General features: G+C 31.1%; 16 protein-coding genes and 1 tRNA gene. 12 read left to right on the top strand and 5 right to left on the bottom strand.

Translation table 11 applies throughout. From position 1 onward, the window contains the following. The first annotated feature begins 1 nt into the window (after position 1). From Q4512_RS08535 to Q4512_RS08550, 4 genes are all read left to right on the top strand, one after another. Complete coding sequence (locus Q4512_RS08535) at positions 2 to 457, top strand: TspO/MBR family protein (protein WP_303423860.1); 456 nt, start codon at positions 2 to 4, stop codon at positions 455 to 457. Then, positions 457 to 921 (top strand): SRPBCC family protein, encoded by a 465-nt coding sequence (locus Q4512_RS08540; RefSeq protein WP_303423861.1) that lies wholly within the window; start codon positions 457 to 459, stop codon positions 919 to 921. The genes Q4512_RS08535 and Q4512_RS08540 overlap by 1 nt, the downstream gene beginning before the upstream one ends. Then, complete coding sequence (locus tag Q4512_RS08545) at positions 921 to 2,231, top strand: deoxyribodipyrimidine photo-lyase (RefSeq protein ID WP_303423862.1); 1,311 nt, start codon at positions 921 to 923, stop codon at positions 2,229 to 2,231. The genes Q4512_RS08540 and Q4512_RS08545 overlap by 1 nt, the downstream gene beginning before the upstream one ends. Before the next feature lie 65 nt (positions 2,232 to 2,296). Beyond that, positions 2,297 to 2,659, top strand: coding sequence for a SnoaL-like domain-containing protein (locus tag Q4512_RS08550; protein ID WP_303423863.1), 363 nt, complete (start codon positions 2,297 to 2,299; stop codon positions 2,657 to 2,659). An 80-nt stretch (positions 2,660 to 2,739) separates the two neighbouring features. Here the strand turns inward: Q4512_RS08550 and murA are convergent, their stop codons facing one another. The 3 genes from murA to Q4512_RS08565 form a co-directional block, all read right to left on the bottom strand. Continuing rightward, positions 2,740 to 4,056 (bottom strand): UDP-N-acetylglucosamine 1-carboxyvinyltransferase, encoded by a 1,317-nt coding sequence (gene murA, locus Q4512_RS08555; RefSeq protein WP_303423864.1) that lies wholly within the window; start codon positions 4,054 to 4,056, stop codon positions 2,740 to 2,742. Positions 4,057 to 4,062: 6 nt separating this feature from the next. Then, positions 4,063 to 4,716 (bottom strand): DUF4290 domain-containing protein, encoded by a 654-nt coding sequence (locus Q4512_RS08560; RefSeq protein WP_303423865.1) that lies wholly within the window; start codon positions 4,714 to 4,716, stop codon positions 4,063 to 4,065. A gap of 65 nt (positions 4,717 to 4,781) precedes the next feature. Beyond that, positions 4,782 to 5,075: a DUF493 family protein gene (locus Q4512_RS08565; RefSeq protein WP_303423866.1), complete on the bottom strand. Its 294-nt coding sequence runs from the start codon at positions 5,073 to 5,075 to the stop codon at positions 4,782 to 4,784. A 91-nt stretch (positions 5,076 to 5,166) separates the two neighbouring features. Between Q4512_RS08565 and Q4512_RS08570 the strand changes: the two genes are divergently transcribed. The 5 genes from Q4512_RS08570 to Q4512_RS08590 all read left to right on the top strand — a co-directional run bounded on the left by Q4512_RS08570 (position 5,167) and on the right by Q4512_RS08590 (position 9,703). After that, entirely contained in the window at positions 5,167 to 5,709 is a 543-nt protein-coding gene (locus Q4512_RS08570; RefSeq protein ID WP_303423867.1) for an ATP-binding protein, read from the top strand. Continuing rightward, complete coding sequence (locus tag Q4512_RS08575) at positions 5,709 to 7,610, top strand: ATP-dependent DNA helicase RecQ (protein WP_303423868.1); 1,902 nt, start codon at positions 5,709 to 5,711, stop codon at positions 7,608 to 7,610. Before Q4512_RS08570 ends, Q4512_RS08575 begins: the two co-directional genes overlap by 1 nt. Then, positions 7,610 to 8,557 (top strand): methionyl-tRNA formyltransferase, encoded by a 948-nt coding sequence (gene fmt / locus Q4512_RS08580; protein ID WP_303423869.1) that lies wholly within the window; start codon positions 7,610 to 7,612, stop codon positions 8,555 to 8,557. Before Q4512_RS08575 ends, fmt begins: the two co-directional genes overlap by 1 nt. Before the next feature lie 187 nt (positions 8,558 to 8,744). Continuing rightward, positions 8,745 to 9,020 (top strand): HU family DNA-binding protein, encoded by a 276-nt coding sequence (locus tag Q4512_RS08585; RefSeq protein ID WP_303424035.1) that lies wholly within the window; start codon positions 8,745 to 8,747, stop codon positions 9,018 to 9,020. Positions 9,021 to 9,142: 122 nt separating this feature from the next. Further along, positions 9,143 to 9,703, top strand: coding sequence for a YqgE/AlgH family protein (locus Q4512_RS08590; RefSeq protein ID WP_303423870.1), 561 nt, complete (start codon positions 9,143 to 9,145; stop codon positions 9,701 to 9,703). Here the strand turns inward: Q4512_RS08590 and Q4512_RS08595 are convergent. After that, positions 9,696 to 10,541: an aminotransferase class IV gene (locus tag Q4512_RS08595; protein ID WP_303423871.1), complete on the bottom strand. Its 846-nt coding sequence runs from the start codon at positions 10,539 to 10,541 to the stop codon at positions 9,696 to 9,698. The two genes, Q4512_RS08590 and Q4512_RS08595, sit on opposite strands and share 8 nt — an antisense overlap. 57 nt (positions 10,542 to 10,598) lie before the next feature. Beyond that, positions 10,599 to 10,985 (bottom strand): START-like domain-containing protein, encoded by a 387-nt coding sequence (locus Q4512_RS08600; protein WP_055442267.1) that lies wholly within the window; start codon positions 10,983 to 10,985, stop codon positions 10,599 to 10,601. Between the two features lie 126 nt (positions 10,986 to 11,111). Here Q4512_RS08600 and Q4512_RS08605 point away from each other — a divergent pair. The 3 genes from Q4512_RS08605 (at position 11,112) to Q4512_RS08615 (ending at position 17,099) form a co-directional block, all read left to right on the top strand. Continuing rightward, a tRNA-Met gene (locus Q4512_RS08605) sits at positions 11,112 to 11,185 on the top strand. Between the two features lie 190 nt (positions 11,186 to 11,375). Beyond that, the gene (locus Q4512_RS08610) at positions 11,376 to 12,911 is read left to right on the top strand and encodes a T9SS type A sorting domain-containing protein (protein ID WP_303423872.1); all 1,536 of its coding nucleotides are present in this window, start codon (positions 11,376 to 11,378) and stop codon (positions 12,909 to 12,911) included. Positions 12,912 to 12,986: 75 nt separating this feature from the next. Next, positions 12,987 to 17,099 (top strand): LamG-like jellyroll fold domain-containing protein, encoded by a 4,113-nt coding sequence (locus tag Q4512_RS08615; RefSeq protein WP_303423873.1) that lies wholly within the window; start codon positions 12,987 to 12,989, stop codon positions 17,097 to 17,099. Positions 17,100 to 17,252 lie beyond the last annotated feature (153 nt).

The raw sequence follows: 17,252 nt of genomic DNA on the forward strand, positions 1-17,252 counted from the left end.
TATGCCATTTTTTAAACGATTAATTGTTTTCTTAATTTTAAACTTTGGAGCACTAGCTTTAGGTCGTTGGCTCATGAATAATGGACCGAAAAGCGAATGGTATACGAGTTTAAACCAAGCACCTTGGACTCCTCCTGGTTGGGTTTTTGGTGTTGCTTGGACAGTAATAATGATTTGTTTTTCTATATATATGGCAAAATTATATTTAAAAACACCAACCCAAAAAGTGATAATGCTTTTTGGCATACAATTTACTCTAAATGTATTATGGAATTTCGTGTTTTTCAATCAGCAACAAATAGCCTTAGGTTTTATCGTAATTCTATTATTAACTATTTTAGTTTGTACTTTCTTTTTTAAGTTTAGAAACATCAAAACAAGGTATCTTTTATTGCCGTACATAATTTGGCTTTTTATAGCTACTTCTCTTAACGCCTATATCCTTATCAATAATTAATGAAAATATATACACTACATAAAAAACAAAAACTTCCAATCTCAGTAGATACTGCTTGGGAGTTTCTTTCCAATCCAAAAAACCTAAAAGTAATCACTCCAGATTATATGAGTTTTAATATTCTTTCTGGAGCAGATAGACCTATGTTTGCTGGGCAAATTATTCAATACATTGTTACTCCTGTTTTAGGAATTAAAACAAAATGGGTTACAGAAATCACACACAAAGTAGATAATCATTATTTTGTAGACGAGCAACGTTTTGGTCCATATGCACTTTGGCACCATAAACACTTTATTAAAGAAATTGAAGGTGGTGTTGAAATGGAAGATATTATAGATTACAAAGTACCTTTTGGAATCCTTGGGCAAATCGTTCATCCTTTTCTAGTAAAACCTAAGCTTAAAGAGATTTTTGAATACAGAAAAGAAAAATTAGAAACCCTTTTTGGAACCTATAAATAATGAAAAAATCTATTAATATATTTTGGCTTCGAAGAGATTTAAGAATAGAAGATAATGCTGGTTTATTTCATGCATTAAAAGCAGGAAAACCGGTATTACTACTTTTTATTTTCGATAAAGAAATACTAGAAAACTTACCAAAACAAGATGCACGTGTTACTTTTATAAATAACACTTTACAAAATATCAATAAAGAATTACAAAGCAAACACAATAGTAGTATTGCTATGTATCATGGCAAACCTTTAGAAATTTATAAAACATTAGAAAAAAAATATTCTATAGATACCGTCTTTACAAATAGAGATTACGAACCCTATGCTAAAGATAGAGACTCAGAAATAAATACTTTTTTAGAAACTAAAAACATAGCCTTTAAAACCTTTAAAGACCACGTTATTTTTGAAAAAGAAGAAATAGTTAAAAAAGATGGTAAACCATATTTAGTGTACACACCTTATATGAAGGTATGGAAAGCTACATTCACTAAAAAAGAGGTAGCATCTTACGATTCTAAAAGTTTACTAAATTATGCATTAAAGAACGCTAATCTTCCAAATTTAAGTTTAAAGGATATTGGGTTTGCAAAATCAACTCAAGAAATAAAACCTTATAACGTTAATGCATCTTTAATACAGAATTACGAAGCAACTAGAAATTTCCCTGCACAAGACAGCACTTCTAGACTTGGACCACATTTACGTTTTGGGACAGTAAGTATAAGAAATATGGTACGTAAAGCAATTTCAGAAGCTAATGAAATATTCTGGCAAGAGTTAATTTGGAGAGAGTTTTTTATTCAAATTCTATGGCATTTTCCACAAACAATAACTTACAGTTTTAAACCACAATATGATCGTATTATTTGGCGAAATAACGAAGAAGAATTTAAACGTTGGTGCGAAGGAAAAACAGGGTACCCATTGGTAGATGCTGGTATGCGGCAATTAAACAAAACAGGTTTTATGCATAATAGAGTTCGTATGTTGGTTGGTAGTTTTTTATGCAAACACCTATTGATTGATTGGCGCTTAGGAGAAGCCTATTTTGCCGAAAAATTACACGATTATGAAATGGCTAGCAATATTGGCAATTGGCAATGGGTTGCAGGTTCTGGTGTAGATGCAGCTCCTTACTTTAGAATTTTTAATCCAACCACACAAATTCAAAAATTTGATAAAAATCTCGAATATATAAAAAAATGGGTTCCAGATTTTCAAGAACTTACCTATCCGAAACCAATTGTCGATCATAGAGAAGCTAGAGAACGTTGTTTAACCACATATAAAACAGCCTTAAACGTACCGTAACTAAATATTAACACCTACTTATTATTAGTTTCCGTATCTTTAAGAAAACAATTAAAACTAAAGATATGAATACTAAAGAGGTTGCCAATAAATGGTGGAACATGTGCAAAGAAGGAAAAAACTTAGATTGCGTAAATGAACTGTATGCCGAAAATGTGGTAAGTAGAGAAATGCCCGGAATGCCAGGAGAAATATTAGAAGGAAAACAGAATATTTGGAACAAAAGCAAAGATTGGCTAGAAAGTGTTGAAGACTTTCACGCTAGCGAAATTAGTGAACCTGTTGTTGCTGGTAACTTTTTTACTGCAAAAATGAGTTTCGATTGCACTTTTAAAGAAAGAGGAAGACAAAAAATGGAAGAGGTTTGTGTGTACGAAGTAAAAGACGGAAAAATTGCCAGTGAGCAATATTTTTATAATATGGAATAAATAAACCAATGTGATTTAAAACAAAAAAGCTTCGAAATTACTTTCGAAGCTTTTTTGTTTTAATAAATATAATTATTGTTTTAGTTTCCTTCAACACGTTCAATCTTTGCGCCAATAGCACGAAGACGTTCATCAATATTTTCATACCCTCTATCAATTTGCTCAATATTATGAATAATAGAGGTTCCTTTTGCAGATAAAGCTGCAATTAACAAAGAAACTCCTGCTCTAATATCTGGAGAAGTCATGGTTGTTGCTTTTAAAGTAGAATTAAAATCATGACCAATAACGGTTGCTCGATGTGGATCACAAAGAATAATTTTTGCTCCCATATCTATCAATTTATCGACAAAAAACAAACGAGATTCAAACATTTTTTGATGTACTAAAGCAGATCCTCTTGCTTGAGTAAGTACGGTTAAAACAATACTCAATAAATCTGGAGTAAATCCTGGCCAAGGCGCATCAGCAATAGTTAAAATAGAACCATCTATATAATTCTGTATTTCATAACCATCTTTATGTGCTGGAATGTAAATATCATCTCCTTGTCTTTCAATAGTAATCCCTATTTTTCTAAAAACATCTGGAATTTGTCCTAAATCATCCCAACTCACATTGGTAATAGTAAGTTCACTTTTAGTCATAGCAGCTAGACCAATCCAACTACCTATTTCAATCATATCTGGAAGCATTCTATGTTCTGTTCCTCCCAATGTTTCAACACCTTCAATGGTCAACATATTAGAACCAACACCAGAAATTTTTGCTCCCATTCTATTCAACATTTTACAAAGCTGTTGCAAATAAGGTTCACAAGCTGCGTTATAAATGGTGGTTGTTCCTTCTGCTAAAACAGCAGCCATAACTATATTTGCGGTTCCAGTAACAGAAGCTTCATCTAGCAACATATAAGTTCCTTTTAGCTTGTCTGCTTCTACACCATAAAAGTGATCTTCGCGATTGTATCTAAATTTTGCGCCAAGATTAATAAAACCTTCAAAGTGTGTATCTAGTCTACGTCTCCCAATTTTATCTCCTCCTGGTTTCGGGATATATCCTTTTCCAAAACGCGCTAATAATGGTCCAACAATCATGATAGAACCTCTTAATCCGCGACCATCTATTTTAAATTGTTCCGACTCTAAATAATTTAGGTTTACTTCATCTGCTTGAAAAGTATAAGAACCTTTTCCTATTTTAGCAACCTTTACTCCTAGTTTTCCTAGTAATTCTATCAGTTTATTGACATCTACAATATCTGGAATATTATTTATAGTTACCAATTCTGGCGTTAATAAAACAGCACATAAAATTTGTAAGGCTTCGTTTTTTGCTCCTTGAGGTTGTATTTTACCTTTTAATTGGTGACCTCCTTCAATTTTAAATGTTCCCATGAAATACTAGTAGCGTTTTCTATTTCGATTTTGGTTGTTATTCTTTTTATAATGCGTTTTCTTAGTATTAGAATTGGTGTATTTCTTTTTACTTCGCATTAAACTGGTAGCGTCTGATAAATCTTCATCAGAACCTTTTAAATTAATTTTACCATCCGACAATTCGAATAAATGATTAAAGATCACATCATCTTCTACGGTATCTTTATTCCAATTTAAAAAACACTTTTTCATGTGATTTGCAATAGTATATACTAATGCTTCTTTCATTTCTCCTTCTTCCCAAGTATTAGCAACATCAATCATCGTTTTTATGTTATTACCATAAAACCTGTATTTTGGAAAATTTTGTGGATATTTTAATGTTTCTGGTCTTGCGTATAATTCTTCTCGAGACGGTTTAGGGTATGGAGAATCTACATCCAATTCAAAATCTGCCATAATAAAAAGCTGATCCCAAAGTTTATGTTGAAAATCTGGTACGTCTCTTAAATGCGGCTGCATGTTTCCCATTACCGCAATAATCGCTTTTGCTAATTTATTACGTTCTTCTTTGGTTTCTCGAGTTTTAGCATGATTAATCATTTTCTGCATATGTCTTCCATACTCAGGAATAATTAAATGCTCACGCTCTGTGTTGTATTCTAAAATATCTATCAAAATTTAAGTGTAGAGTTATATTAATTGCACGTAGTTATTATGCTTGTGCAAAGTACAAAAAATATTTAAAGGCTAATAACTCCTTCTACATTTTCTGCAACTTCTTTATATTTTGCAATTACAGCTTCTGGATCTTGCATTAACACATGTATAGAAACACTGGTGTATTTTCCATTTTTTGACTCAATTGTATTAATAACAGCCCCAATATTGTTAAATAAAGCTTCAATTTCTGCAATTTTATGTAAATCAGATTTTACTATAAATTTATATAAATACTTAGATGGCCAAGTTGCTGTGTCGTACAGTTGGGCCTTTAATTTGGTATAAAACTCTTCTGGATTTTGTTTTTCGCTCATGTTTAAATAGTAAGTTGCAAAGATACAGTTTCCTTTACATTTTTTATTTATAATTTAAATTCCGATTTTTACACCCAAAACCTTGCCAAATTTGAATACTAAAAAAATTGTTATTACTGGAGGACCAGGAACAGGAAAAACTTCTATAATTAATGAACTTACTAAACGTGGTTATCATTGTATGGAAGAAATATCGAGACAGATTACCTTAAAAGCTCGCGAAGATGGTATAGAACAGCTCTTTCTAACAGAACCACTTCTATTTAGCGAACTGCTTTTAAAAGGAAGAAAACAACAATTTGTGGATGCAGATGCATTAACTAATGATTTTGTTTTTTTAGATAGAGGTATTCCTGACGTTTTGGCTTATATGGATTTTATAGGAGACGATTATCCTAAAGAGTTTGAAGATGCCTGTAAAGAAAACCTATACGATCATGTTTTTATTTTAGCGCCTTGGCAAGAAATATTTAGTAGCGATAGCGAACGTTACGAAAATTTTGAGCAAGCTATAGAAATACACAAACACTTATTAAACACCTACAAAACATATAATTACAGTTTACTAGATGTGCCTTTTGGTGCTATTGAAAGTAGAACAGACTTTATTTTAAATGTGGTTAAAGCATTATAATGCAAAATGCTATAAACATATTAGAACGCTACTGGAACTTTACTAGTTTCCGGCCTTTTCAAGAAGACATTATTAATGCGGTAATAGCAGGAGAAGATGTTATGGCACTTATGCCTACTGGAGGAGGAAAATCTTTATGTTTTCAAATTCCCGCTCTTGCTAAAGACGGTATATGTATTGTAATTTCTCCTTTGGTTGCTTTAATGAAAAATCAAGTACAAGCTTTAACAGACAAAGGGATTAAAGCTATTGCGCTTACTAGCGGAATACATTATAAAGAATTAGATGCACTTTTAGACAATTGCATTTATGGTAATTATAAGTTTCTTTATCTTTCGCCAGAACGTTTACAACAAGAATTGGTTCAAGATAGAATACGACAAATGCATGTAAATCTAATTGCTGTAGACGAAGCACATTGTATCTCGCAATGGGGAAATGATTTTAGACCTTCTTATAAAAATATCGAATTACTTAGGCAACTTAAACCAAACGCGAATTGTATTGCACTTACAGCTTCTGCAACACCCAATGTAGTTGAAGATATTGTAAAAGAACTCGATTTTATTAATCCCAAAATATTTAAACAATCTTTTGCAAGAACCAATCTAGCTTATATGGTTTTTCATGAAAATGATAAATTTTACAAAATGGAAAGCATTTTAAAAAAACAAAATGCACCTTCTATAATTTATGTGAGAAATAGAAAAGCAACTCTAGATATTTCTAGTCTTTTAACTAAACAAAATATTAGTGCTACTTATTATCATGGTGGACTTAGTAATGCCGAAAAAGACACAAATCTAAATAATTGGTTAAACAATAAAAAACAAGTAATGGTTGCTACTAATGCTTTTGGGATGGGAATTGACAAACCAGATGTAAAAACAGTTATTCATCTTAACCTTCCAGAGAGTATAGAAAGCTATTTTCAAGAAGCCGGTCGTGCTGGAAGAAATGGAAAAAAAGCATTTGCTGTTATTTTAAAAAACAATAGCGATGAAGCATTAGTTAAAAAGCAATTTTTAGACGCATTGCCTACAGTAGATTTTGTAAAACAAGTATACCGAAAATTATGTAGCTACTTTCAAATATCATATGGTGAAGGTGTAGACACAACGCATCAATTTAATTTTAACCATTTTTGCAAAACGTATAAATTCAATACTATTTTAAGTTATAATGCGCTTCAATTTTTAGACAGAAGTAGTGTTATTAGTTTATCCAAACAATTCAACAGGCAAACGCTTGTACAATTTACTATTAGTAATACTAGTTTATTTTCCTATTTAAAAAATAATAACCACTTAAGTGTCGTTGTAAAATCGATACTAAGAACCTATGGTGGAATTTTTGACCAAGAAATAAAATTAAACACAACATTAATTGCAGATAAAGCTTCGGTTAAAGAAAATATTGTTATTAAAGTATTGAAGCAACTCGAAAAAGATGAAATAATTACATTAAGCGATTCTAAAACAGATGCAGAAATCACATTCATAGAGCCTCGAGAAGACGATAAAACAATTAATGTGATTGCTTCTATACTAAAGCAACAAAATGCCTTAAAACAACAACAAGTAGCTTCTATTTTAAATTATGTTAAAAACGAAGACATATGCAAAAGTATACAACTACTCTCCTATTTTGGTGAAAAAGACATACAGTCTTGCGGAATTTGCTCAGTTTGTATTACCAAAAATAATACTGGAGTTAAAGATATAAAACTATTAAAAAACGCTATTATTAGCTTGCTCGAAAATGGCGATTTATCCTCTAGAGCAATATTAAAAGAATTACCCTTTTCTGAAAAAGCTATCAATGAAATGATCCAATTACTTTTAGAACATCATATTATCACCATTACAAAAACAAACACCTACAAATTAGCACATATATAATGAGAGATTTAAGAATAATATTTATGGGAACGCCAGACTTTGCAGTTGCCACTTTACAAACTTTAGTAGAAAACAAATATAACATTGTTGGTGTTATTACAGCTCCAGACAAACCAGCTGGTCGTGGGAGAAAACTTAACGAATCTGCTGTAAAGCAATTTGCAAAATCTCAAGATTTACATATTATGCAACCAACCAATTTAAAAGCAGAATCTTTTACCGAAGAATTAGCGAGTTTACATGCAAACTTACAAATTGTTGTTGCATTTAGAATGTTACCAAAAGTGGTTTGGCAAATGCCAGAATATGGTACTTTTAACCTACACGCTTCCTTATTACCAAATTATCGTGGTGCTGCTCCAATTAATTGGGCCATTATAAATGGGGAAACAAAAACAGGAATATCTACTTTCTTTATAGATGAAAAAATTGATACTGGTGCTATGATTTTACAAGAAGAAATTAGTATTGACGAAAACGAAAATGCAGGAAGTCTTCATGATAAATTAATGTCCTTAGGAAGCGATTTAGTTATAAAAACAGTATCTCTAATTGCTAAAGGAGATGTAGAAACGACTCCACAACTAGAACATGCCGAAATAAAAACAGCTTACAAACTAAACAAAGACAATTGCAAGATTGATTTTAATGCTTCTTTAGATAATATATACAATAAAATAAGAGGATTAAGTCCATATCCTGCAGCGTGGTGTATTTTAGAAAATAATGAAGAAAGATTAGATATTAAAATTTATGCTGCCGAAAAAGAACTAGAAACACATGATTTAGAAATAGGAAAAGTAATAACAACTAAGAAAGAGATAAAGGTTTCTGTTCAAGAAGGTTACTTAATTATTAAAGAAATTAAGCTTCCAGGTAAACGAAAAATGGAAGCAAAATCACTTTTAAACGGTTATAAATTGGATACAAACGCAAAAATGCTGTAAAGCCTTATGCTTATTGACTTGTTAAAAAATAGCTAAAATCTGCTAGCTTTATTAACAAAAGGTATAAGTTATTAACAAAATAGCGTATTTCCCTTGCTATTACTTGCGTGATTTGAATTTCCGTATAATTTTGTAGAGGATATAACAATAATGTTTAACCAACAATTTATTAATAATTAAAAATAAAATTATGAACAAAACAGATTTAATCGACGCAATGGCAGAACACGCAGGAATTACTAAAGCAGCTTCTAAGAAAGCTTTAGAATGTGCGTTAATAGAAATTGAAGGTGCTTTACAAAAAGGAAATAGAGTTTCTTTAGTAGGATTTGGTTCTTGGTCAGTTTCAAAAAGAGCTGCAAGAGACGGAAGAAACCCTCAAACAGGAGCTACAATAAAAATTAAAGCTAAAAACGTTGTTAAGTTTAAAGCAGGTTCAGATTTATCTAGCGCTGTAAACTAATTCTTTTTTAGAATATTATAAAAGCCTTCTTACTTAAGAAGGCTTTTTTTTTATCTTAAGCCTAATAAATATTGGTTTATTAATAAAATTTTACTAGATTTAATTAGCCAAAATAAATCTTTATGATTTCAACCAAACCAAAAAAAGGCAATTTACTCATAGCAGAGCCTTCTATTATTGGAGACATGTCCTTTAATAGATCCATTGTATTGCTAGCAGATCACAATAAAGAGGGTTCTATTGGTTTTATTTTAAACAAGCCTCTAGAATATACTATACATGATCTTATTCCAGAAATTGAAGCCGAGTTTAAAGTATATAATGGTGGTCCTGTAGAACAGGATAATTTATATTTTATTCATAAAGTACCAGAATTAATACCGAATAGTATTGAGATTTCTTTGGGTATTTTTTGGGGAGGTGACTTTAATAAAGTTGCAGAACTTATTGCAGAGAAAAAATTAAATGAAAAACATATTCGTTTCTTTTTAGGATATTCTGGTTGGGAAGCAAACCAGCTCAAAGAAGAATTAAAATCTAATTCTTGGGTAGTAACAGAAAATATATATAAAAAAGAAATTATAGAAAAAAACTGTGAAGCTTTCTGGAAAGAAAAAATGGTAGAACTTGGTGGTGAATATAGTATTTGGTCTAATGCACCAGAAAACCCTAGCCTTAATTAGATAATCTTATTTTTACATTTAGTTTTTTCACTAAATCTTGAGCTAGTATATTCTTAAATTCTTTTTTTCTGTATTTTGTTATAGACTGTATTCCAGTAATTACGTTGGTAATAAATAATTCATCTGCTTTTTGCAATTCAAAAGGAGAAATAGAAACTTCTTCTAAAGTTAACTCAGGCATTAATGCTATTATATCCATTATTTGTTTACGCATAACCCCTTTTAAGCAACCATCTGCCAATGGAGGTGTTTTAATAGTTCTCCCTTTTACTAAAAACAGGTTTCCATTTAATGCTTCAATAACATTCTTGTTGGTGTTTAATAATAAACAATTATCTAAAGTGTTTTCTTTTGCATAAATACTCCCTACTACATGCAGTGCTTTATTATTTGTTTTTAAGGTAGATAATAAACTAGGTGACACATAATAATCTTTAAATAAATCCACCTCATATTTTTCCTGATTTATAAGATAAAAATCATTTTCAACTGCTGCAGTGCTAATAACATAATCCACCTCGTTATGTTTTGGCAAATATAAGCCCCCAACAACTCGATTTACCATAAACTTAATTCTTGCAGATGCAGTAGCTAAATGATTTGCTTTTAAAGTTTCTAAAATTTGTTCTTCTAAAAACTCCATAGTAAAATGCATAGGAATTTCCATACGCATAATACGCATTGAAGCCATTAACCTAAAATAATGATCTTCAAAGAACATTAGTTTACCATGTGAATATTTTATGGTTTCAAACAATGCATCTCCATAATTAAAGCCTCTATTATTAAACGAAATAATAACTGTTTCGTTAGTAATATTTCCATTAAAATTTATCATAAAAAAAGTCCCGAAAATAAATTCGGGACAAATATAAGTTTAATAATTGTATTCTTTTTAAGCAGAACCTAATACTTGTTTTAAATCTGAGATTTGATTTTCCCATAACATTTTAGATTCTTCAACTTCGTCTTCATCAGCAAAATCTGTAATCATTATAGAAACATCTTTAGTAATTTCGTCTACCTGAATTCTAATTTCAAAATAAGTAGAACTATCTTCATCATCTAACCATTTAAATTTTATACGTTCTCCACTCTTTTTACTTAACAGTTTTGCTTCTTCTTCAGAACCATCCCAAATAAATTTAAAAAATTCGCCGCGTGAATTTACGTTTTCTGCATACCATTCGGATAAACCGGAAGGTGTAGAAATATATTGATATAATAATTGTGGTGATGCGTGTATAGGGAATTCTAATTCGTATTTAACTTTATCGTCCATATAAAAAATAATATTTTGTTCAATATATACATTTAATTATAAAGTTCTAAAATTTATTTTTAAAATATTTCATTTTGTTTGTTTGCGTGCTTGATATTTGTTTTTATATTTGCAAACTCAAATTATGGCGAGGTAGCTCAGTTGGTTAGAGCGTTGGATTCATAACCCAGAGGTCACGAGTTCAAATCTCGTTCTCGCTACTATAAAAGCTCTTATTAACTTAAGAGCTTTTTTTATACCTAATAATTAAAAAAAATGCATTTTATCGGTTTTTTTTGCTTTTCATGGATGGTTTATTGAAAATTTAATTATATTAGCCAAAAGATAAAATTACCTCTCAATTTTGTATTTACATTTAATTACAATTTTGAATTACATAAAGCCCAAATTATGAAACAATTTAACTTAATTATTACAATTATATATAGTATCTTTTTTTATCCTTCTTCAAATGTTTACGCGCAAAACCCTGGACAGTCAGAATTTGATGAAAGTGGAAACAACTATATAGAATATATACATGGTAACCTACCCATAATCATTTCTGCTCCTCATGGAGGCACCATTACTTCTGGTCCTTTACCAAATAGAAGTTGTGGTATCAACGAACCTGACGATAATACCGCAATTTTAATAAGAGCTATACAAGATGAAATTTTTGCGCAAACTGGAGGTTATGCACATGTTATTATTAATAATTTAAATAGACGAAAACTAGACCCTAATCGCGAAGTAAATGAGGCTACTTGTAGTAGTAACACTAATGCGAGCGATACGAATAATGCTTTATTTTATTGGAATGCATGGCATCAATTTATTGATGATGCAAGTAATAGTGTTGAAACAAATTGGGGAAAAGGTTTATATATTGATTTACATGGGCAAAGCCATACTACTCCTAGAATTGAGATTGGCTACAGAATATCACGTGCTAATTTAACAAACAGTACTCCTAACCATTTAAATTCAGTTACAGGGTCTACAATAACAAACTTAGTAGCAGATAATGTTAATAATTACACACAAGAAGAATTAGTTAGAGGAGCAAATAGTTTAGGAGCTTTATTTCATAACGCTCCAGGAACGTATTATGCAGGTCAAAACTACCCTGGTTGTGGAAGAAATGGTACTAACGGCTATAGAGCGACTCCAAGCAATTTTAATGGAGGTAGTGGTAGTTGTTATGATTATGCTCCTAACAATAGCAATTATTTTAGCGGTTTTTATTACAATAATGAACGTCATGGATCTGGACCAGCTACCAGTGATGGAACAGGTGGTGGTGGTACAGTTGATGGTATCATGACAGAAGTAAATAGAAGGGTAAGAGATGTAGGTAGTACACTAGAACCTTTTGCAATAGATTACGCAAATGTGGTATTAAATTATATAGACATTCATTATAATGACTTTACAGTATTTAATTACGGTAATACAACATATGATGTAACAGATGCTGATCCTACTCCTATTATTAATGGTGTTTCTGGAGGACAATTTACAAGTACAGCAGGTTTAGCAATAAACATTAATACTGGAGAAATAGATGCTTCAAATTCTATTGCTGGCATATATTCGATTACGTATGCTTATGGCCCAACATCTACTGCTTTTCCAAATGGATATTATAGTACAAGTAGAAATGTTGAAATTACAGATAGCACTTTAAATATTGACGATATAGAAAGGGAACATTTAATATTTGTATACCCAAACCCAACCAATGATTTCATTCGTTTTAAATCTTCAAAAAATATATCTAATGTAATTGTTTTTAATGCTATAGGACAGACCATTGAAAAATATACTCTTAATAAAAACTCAGGCAGAATAGATTTTTCTAATTACCCTACAGGATTATATATAGTACAATTTATGGATGATAGTATGATAAAAATATTAACCAAACAAATACTAAAAAGGTAACTCCTACTTTAGTATTTTTTTAAACATAAGCGTTTACCTTTTTTAAATTTTAGTCCCAAACTAAAACTTAACCTCATGAAAAAAACAACCTTATTACGTTCTAGACGTGCACTATTATTTGCTGCCTTTTTAGTACTAAATATATCTTTTGCACAAGTAAATGTTGCGCCAGGAAATACACCTGAAAACTTGCAACTATGGATGAAAGGAAATACGGGTACTAGTGCAACAGCAAATGGGCAACAAGTAGAAAATTGGATAGATAATTCGTCAAATACTTTTACTGCAACAAAAGGAGGTTCTAATGCTCCTATTTATGTGCATGAAGCAATAAATTTTAATCCTGCATTAAGATTTGATAGAGAAAACAAAAGGTATTACAAAATCCCTACAGCTTCCGTTTCTGGCACAGGTTTAGATATTACTCCTTCTCCTGCTTCGCCAACAGTTTCAAAAAGATCTGATATGACTATTTTTGCTGCTTTTTTAACAGATGGAAGTGGAGCTGGAACCATGTTATCAAGAGCTAGCAACGATTCTAGAAGTTACCAACTATGGTTAGGAGATAGAGATCGAGTGGTACATTACACATTAGGAAGAACCGAAGGAACTAGCCAATCAGATCCAAATAGTGGTATTAATTATGGTATTACGCATGCTAGAAATGACCCAAAAATTTCATCGGTTACCATAGATATTAATACCGACTTAAGTAATGATCCAAATACAAACAAAATACTTCGATATGTAAATGGATATTTAGACCCTTTAACCACACACACAGATGGAGATGCAGGATTTGGTACTGGAGAAACCACTAATATGGATGTGCTTATTGGCGCTAGAAGAAACAGTAATAATAATGACTCTGAAAATGAATTAACAGGAGATCTCGCAGAAATAATTGTATATAACCGAGCATTAAACGCTACAGAAAGACAAAAAGTAGAAACCTATTTAGCAATTAAATATGGTATTACTTTAGGGTATAATGATGAATATTATAGATATGAAAATACTCCAAATCAAATAACAAACTTTGGCTATTCTGGCACAAGTAACAATTACCTCCTATCTAATAGCTCTATCGCATGGTCAGGAAATGAGAATGCAGGATTTGGTTATAATGTTTTTGGAATAGCAAGAGATGATGATTCTGCATTATTGCAATTAAAATCTAAAAGTGTTCATGTAGAAGAAATCACAAAAAACACCTCCATAATAACAGTAGAAGATGAATCTGGTAGTATTTCAAACGACAAAGATTATTTATTAATAGGGAATAATGGTGCAACAGTACAATTACAAGCTTCATCTGTACCAGAAAGAGTTACTAGTACAATAAACAGAATTTGGAAAGCCCGAGAAAGTAATAACGATGTTGGAACAGTAAAATTAGATTTCGATTTAAGTCAATTTAATATTTCTGAAGCTGCAAATTTAGAGTTAATTGTGTCCAATAACAGTAACTTAACCAATTATAAAAATTATTCAGGAAGCTATAACAACACATCTAAAACAGTTACATTTACTGGTGTAAATTTAAAAGATGCAGAATATTTTACATTAGCAAAACTTCAAGAAATACAAGCTTCGCAACATTTATCCTTTAATGGTACATCACAATTTATAGATTTAGAAAACAACTTAGATTTGGGAAATACTTTTACTATTTCTACTTGGGTTAACAGACAAACAAGCGCTACTTCTATGTCTATTCTATCAAAAAGAGATGCTAGATTTAGTAATGGAGGTTATGATTTACATATAACGGCAAATGGCAAAATAAATATGTCTTGGAAAAACACCCTAACTACTAACATAACATCTAACACTACTATTCCTGTTGGCAAATGGCATCATGTTGCTATAATTTATTCAGGGAACTTATTAAAAATCTATATTGATGGCATAAAAGATAAGACTTCTTCAACCATTGCAAACCCAATAAACAATACCTATGAAGCTGTTATTGGTGCTTCAAATAAGAAGAATCCTATACAATATTATAAAGGGAGTTTAGATGAATTACGTGTCTGGAATATCGCATTATCAGAAAATCAACTACGTTATATCATGAATCAAGAAATTAGAAGTAATGGAGCAATGGTTTCTGGTGTAATTATACCTAGTACAATTTCTAAAAATGAAGTTGAAACACTTTCATGGGCAAACCTCAAAGCCTATTATCCGTTTTCGTATGTTCGCGGAAATTGTGTATTCAATAAATCATCTAATACAACACAAAACGGTAGGCTTTACAATACTCTAACCACTGCAATAAACGCCCAAACTACCCCGCTTCCATATCGCTCTAGCGGAAATGGAAACTGGAATACTGAAAATACTTGGTTAAACGGAAACACTCAAAATATTCCCGGAACAACTTCTATAGTAGACAACACTAAAACTGTCGACTGGAATATTATAGTAACAAATCATAATATTCCTATGGATAATGCGAACTTACCTAATGAAAACAGAGTTTTACTTGGCTTATTGGTAAATTCAAATAAACTAACACTTAATGGTGATAATTTAACTAAAACAGGAAACGGTCTTACCATTTCACATTATTTGAATTTAGATGGAGAAATTGATTTACAAGGAGAGTCTCAACTAATTCAAACAAACGGTAGTGATTTAGACATTAATAGTGCAGGGTTTATTGAAAAAGACCAACAAGGTACTCAAGATTATTTTACATATAATTATTGGTCATCTCCAGTTGGCGTTAGAAATTCAACATCAAACAATAATAGCTACACTTTAAACGATAATATTTTTAAAGATGGTTCAGACCCTAATACTCCAGTAAACATGAATTTTGTTTCTGGTTATAATGGAAATAACGGAAATCCTATAAGTATTGCAAATTATTGGATATGGAAGTTTAGTAACAGAACCTCACAAGATTATGCCTCTTGGCAGCACATTCGTAATACCGGAACATTATTTTCGGGAGAAGGCTTTACCATGAAAGGAGTTACAAATACAAATAATAATGTAAGCTTAGAACAAAACTATGTATTCGAAGGAAAACCAAACAACGGAGAAATTACACTCCCAATAAATGCTGGTAATGATTATCTAGTTGGTAACCCTTATGCTTCTGCAATAGATGCAGAAAAATTCATTTTAGACAATGGACCTTCTATTGCTGGAAACGGAAATACCACAGGTACTCTTTATTTCTGGGAACATTGGGGAGGAGGATCACATAACCTCGCAGATTACCAAGGAGGTTATGCGACATACAATCTTGCTGGCGGCACTCCTTGTGCTTCTTTAGGAACTAATGATCCAGATCTAGCAACTGGAGGTACTCTTACCAAAATACCAGGTCAATATATTCCTGTGGCACAAGGTTTCTTTGTAACTGGTGAAGCAAATGGTACTTTAAAATTTAATAACGGACAACGTGTTTTTCAAAAAGAAAACACTAGTACTTCTGTATTTGTACGAACTGATCAAGCAAACTCCTCTCCTACTGCTAATGCAGATAATGGAGATGATAGAGTTAAAATTAGACTCGGTTTCAACTCTGTAAACACACTACATAGGCAACTACTTCTTACGCAAGACGAAAGAGCAACTAGCAACTATGACTGGGGATTTGATGCTAAAAACATCAATCTACAAATAGACGATATGTACTGGATAATAGAAGGTGAAAAATGCACAATTCAAGGTATAGATCAAATAACCGAAACCACTATAATACCAATTGGTATACATCTTAGAGACGCAGGATTAAACACCATAACTATTGATGCGTTAGTAAATTTTCCTGAAGATTTACAAATATATCTACACGATAAAACCCTTGGTATTTATCACAATTTAAAAGCTAGCAACTATGAAATAGAATTGCCTGCTGGTCTTCATTTAGAACGTTTTGAAATTACATTCACCAATCCATCTTTAAGTATTAATGATGTTGAAATGCAAAACCTAGAAGTATACTTTTCAAATAACACTAAAAATATTATAATTTATAACCCAAAAAATCTACAGATTGAAAATACTTCAATGATAAACTTACTTGGACAAAAAATATATAGTTTTAAAAACACTAATAATAAGAATTATATAGAATACAAAACACAAAAACTTAGTACTGGAACTTATATTATTAACTTAGAAACGGAAATTGGTCAAATATCTAAAAAAGTTATAGTTAAATAATTATCCCCAAAATTTAGTGCTAATAACAGCTAAAATTAATAAAAAAAACCTGTGCAAAAATGTGCAGGTTTTATTATTAAAAATAAAAAATATGCTTTTTATCGGATTTTATTGCGTTTTATAGATGATTTATTAAAAAATTATATATATTAG

Origin of the sequence: Oceanihabitans sp. 2_MG-2023, from assembly GCF_030547245.1 — a bacterium.
Classification (GTDB): Bacteria; Bacteroidota; Bacteroidia; order Flavobacteriales; family Flavobacteriaceae; genus Oceanihabitans.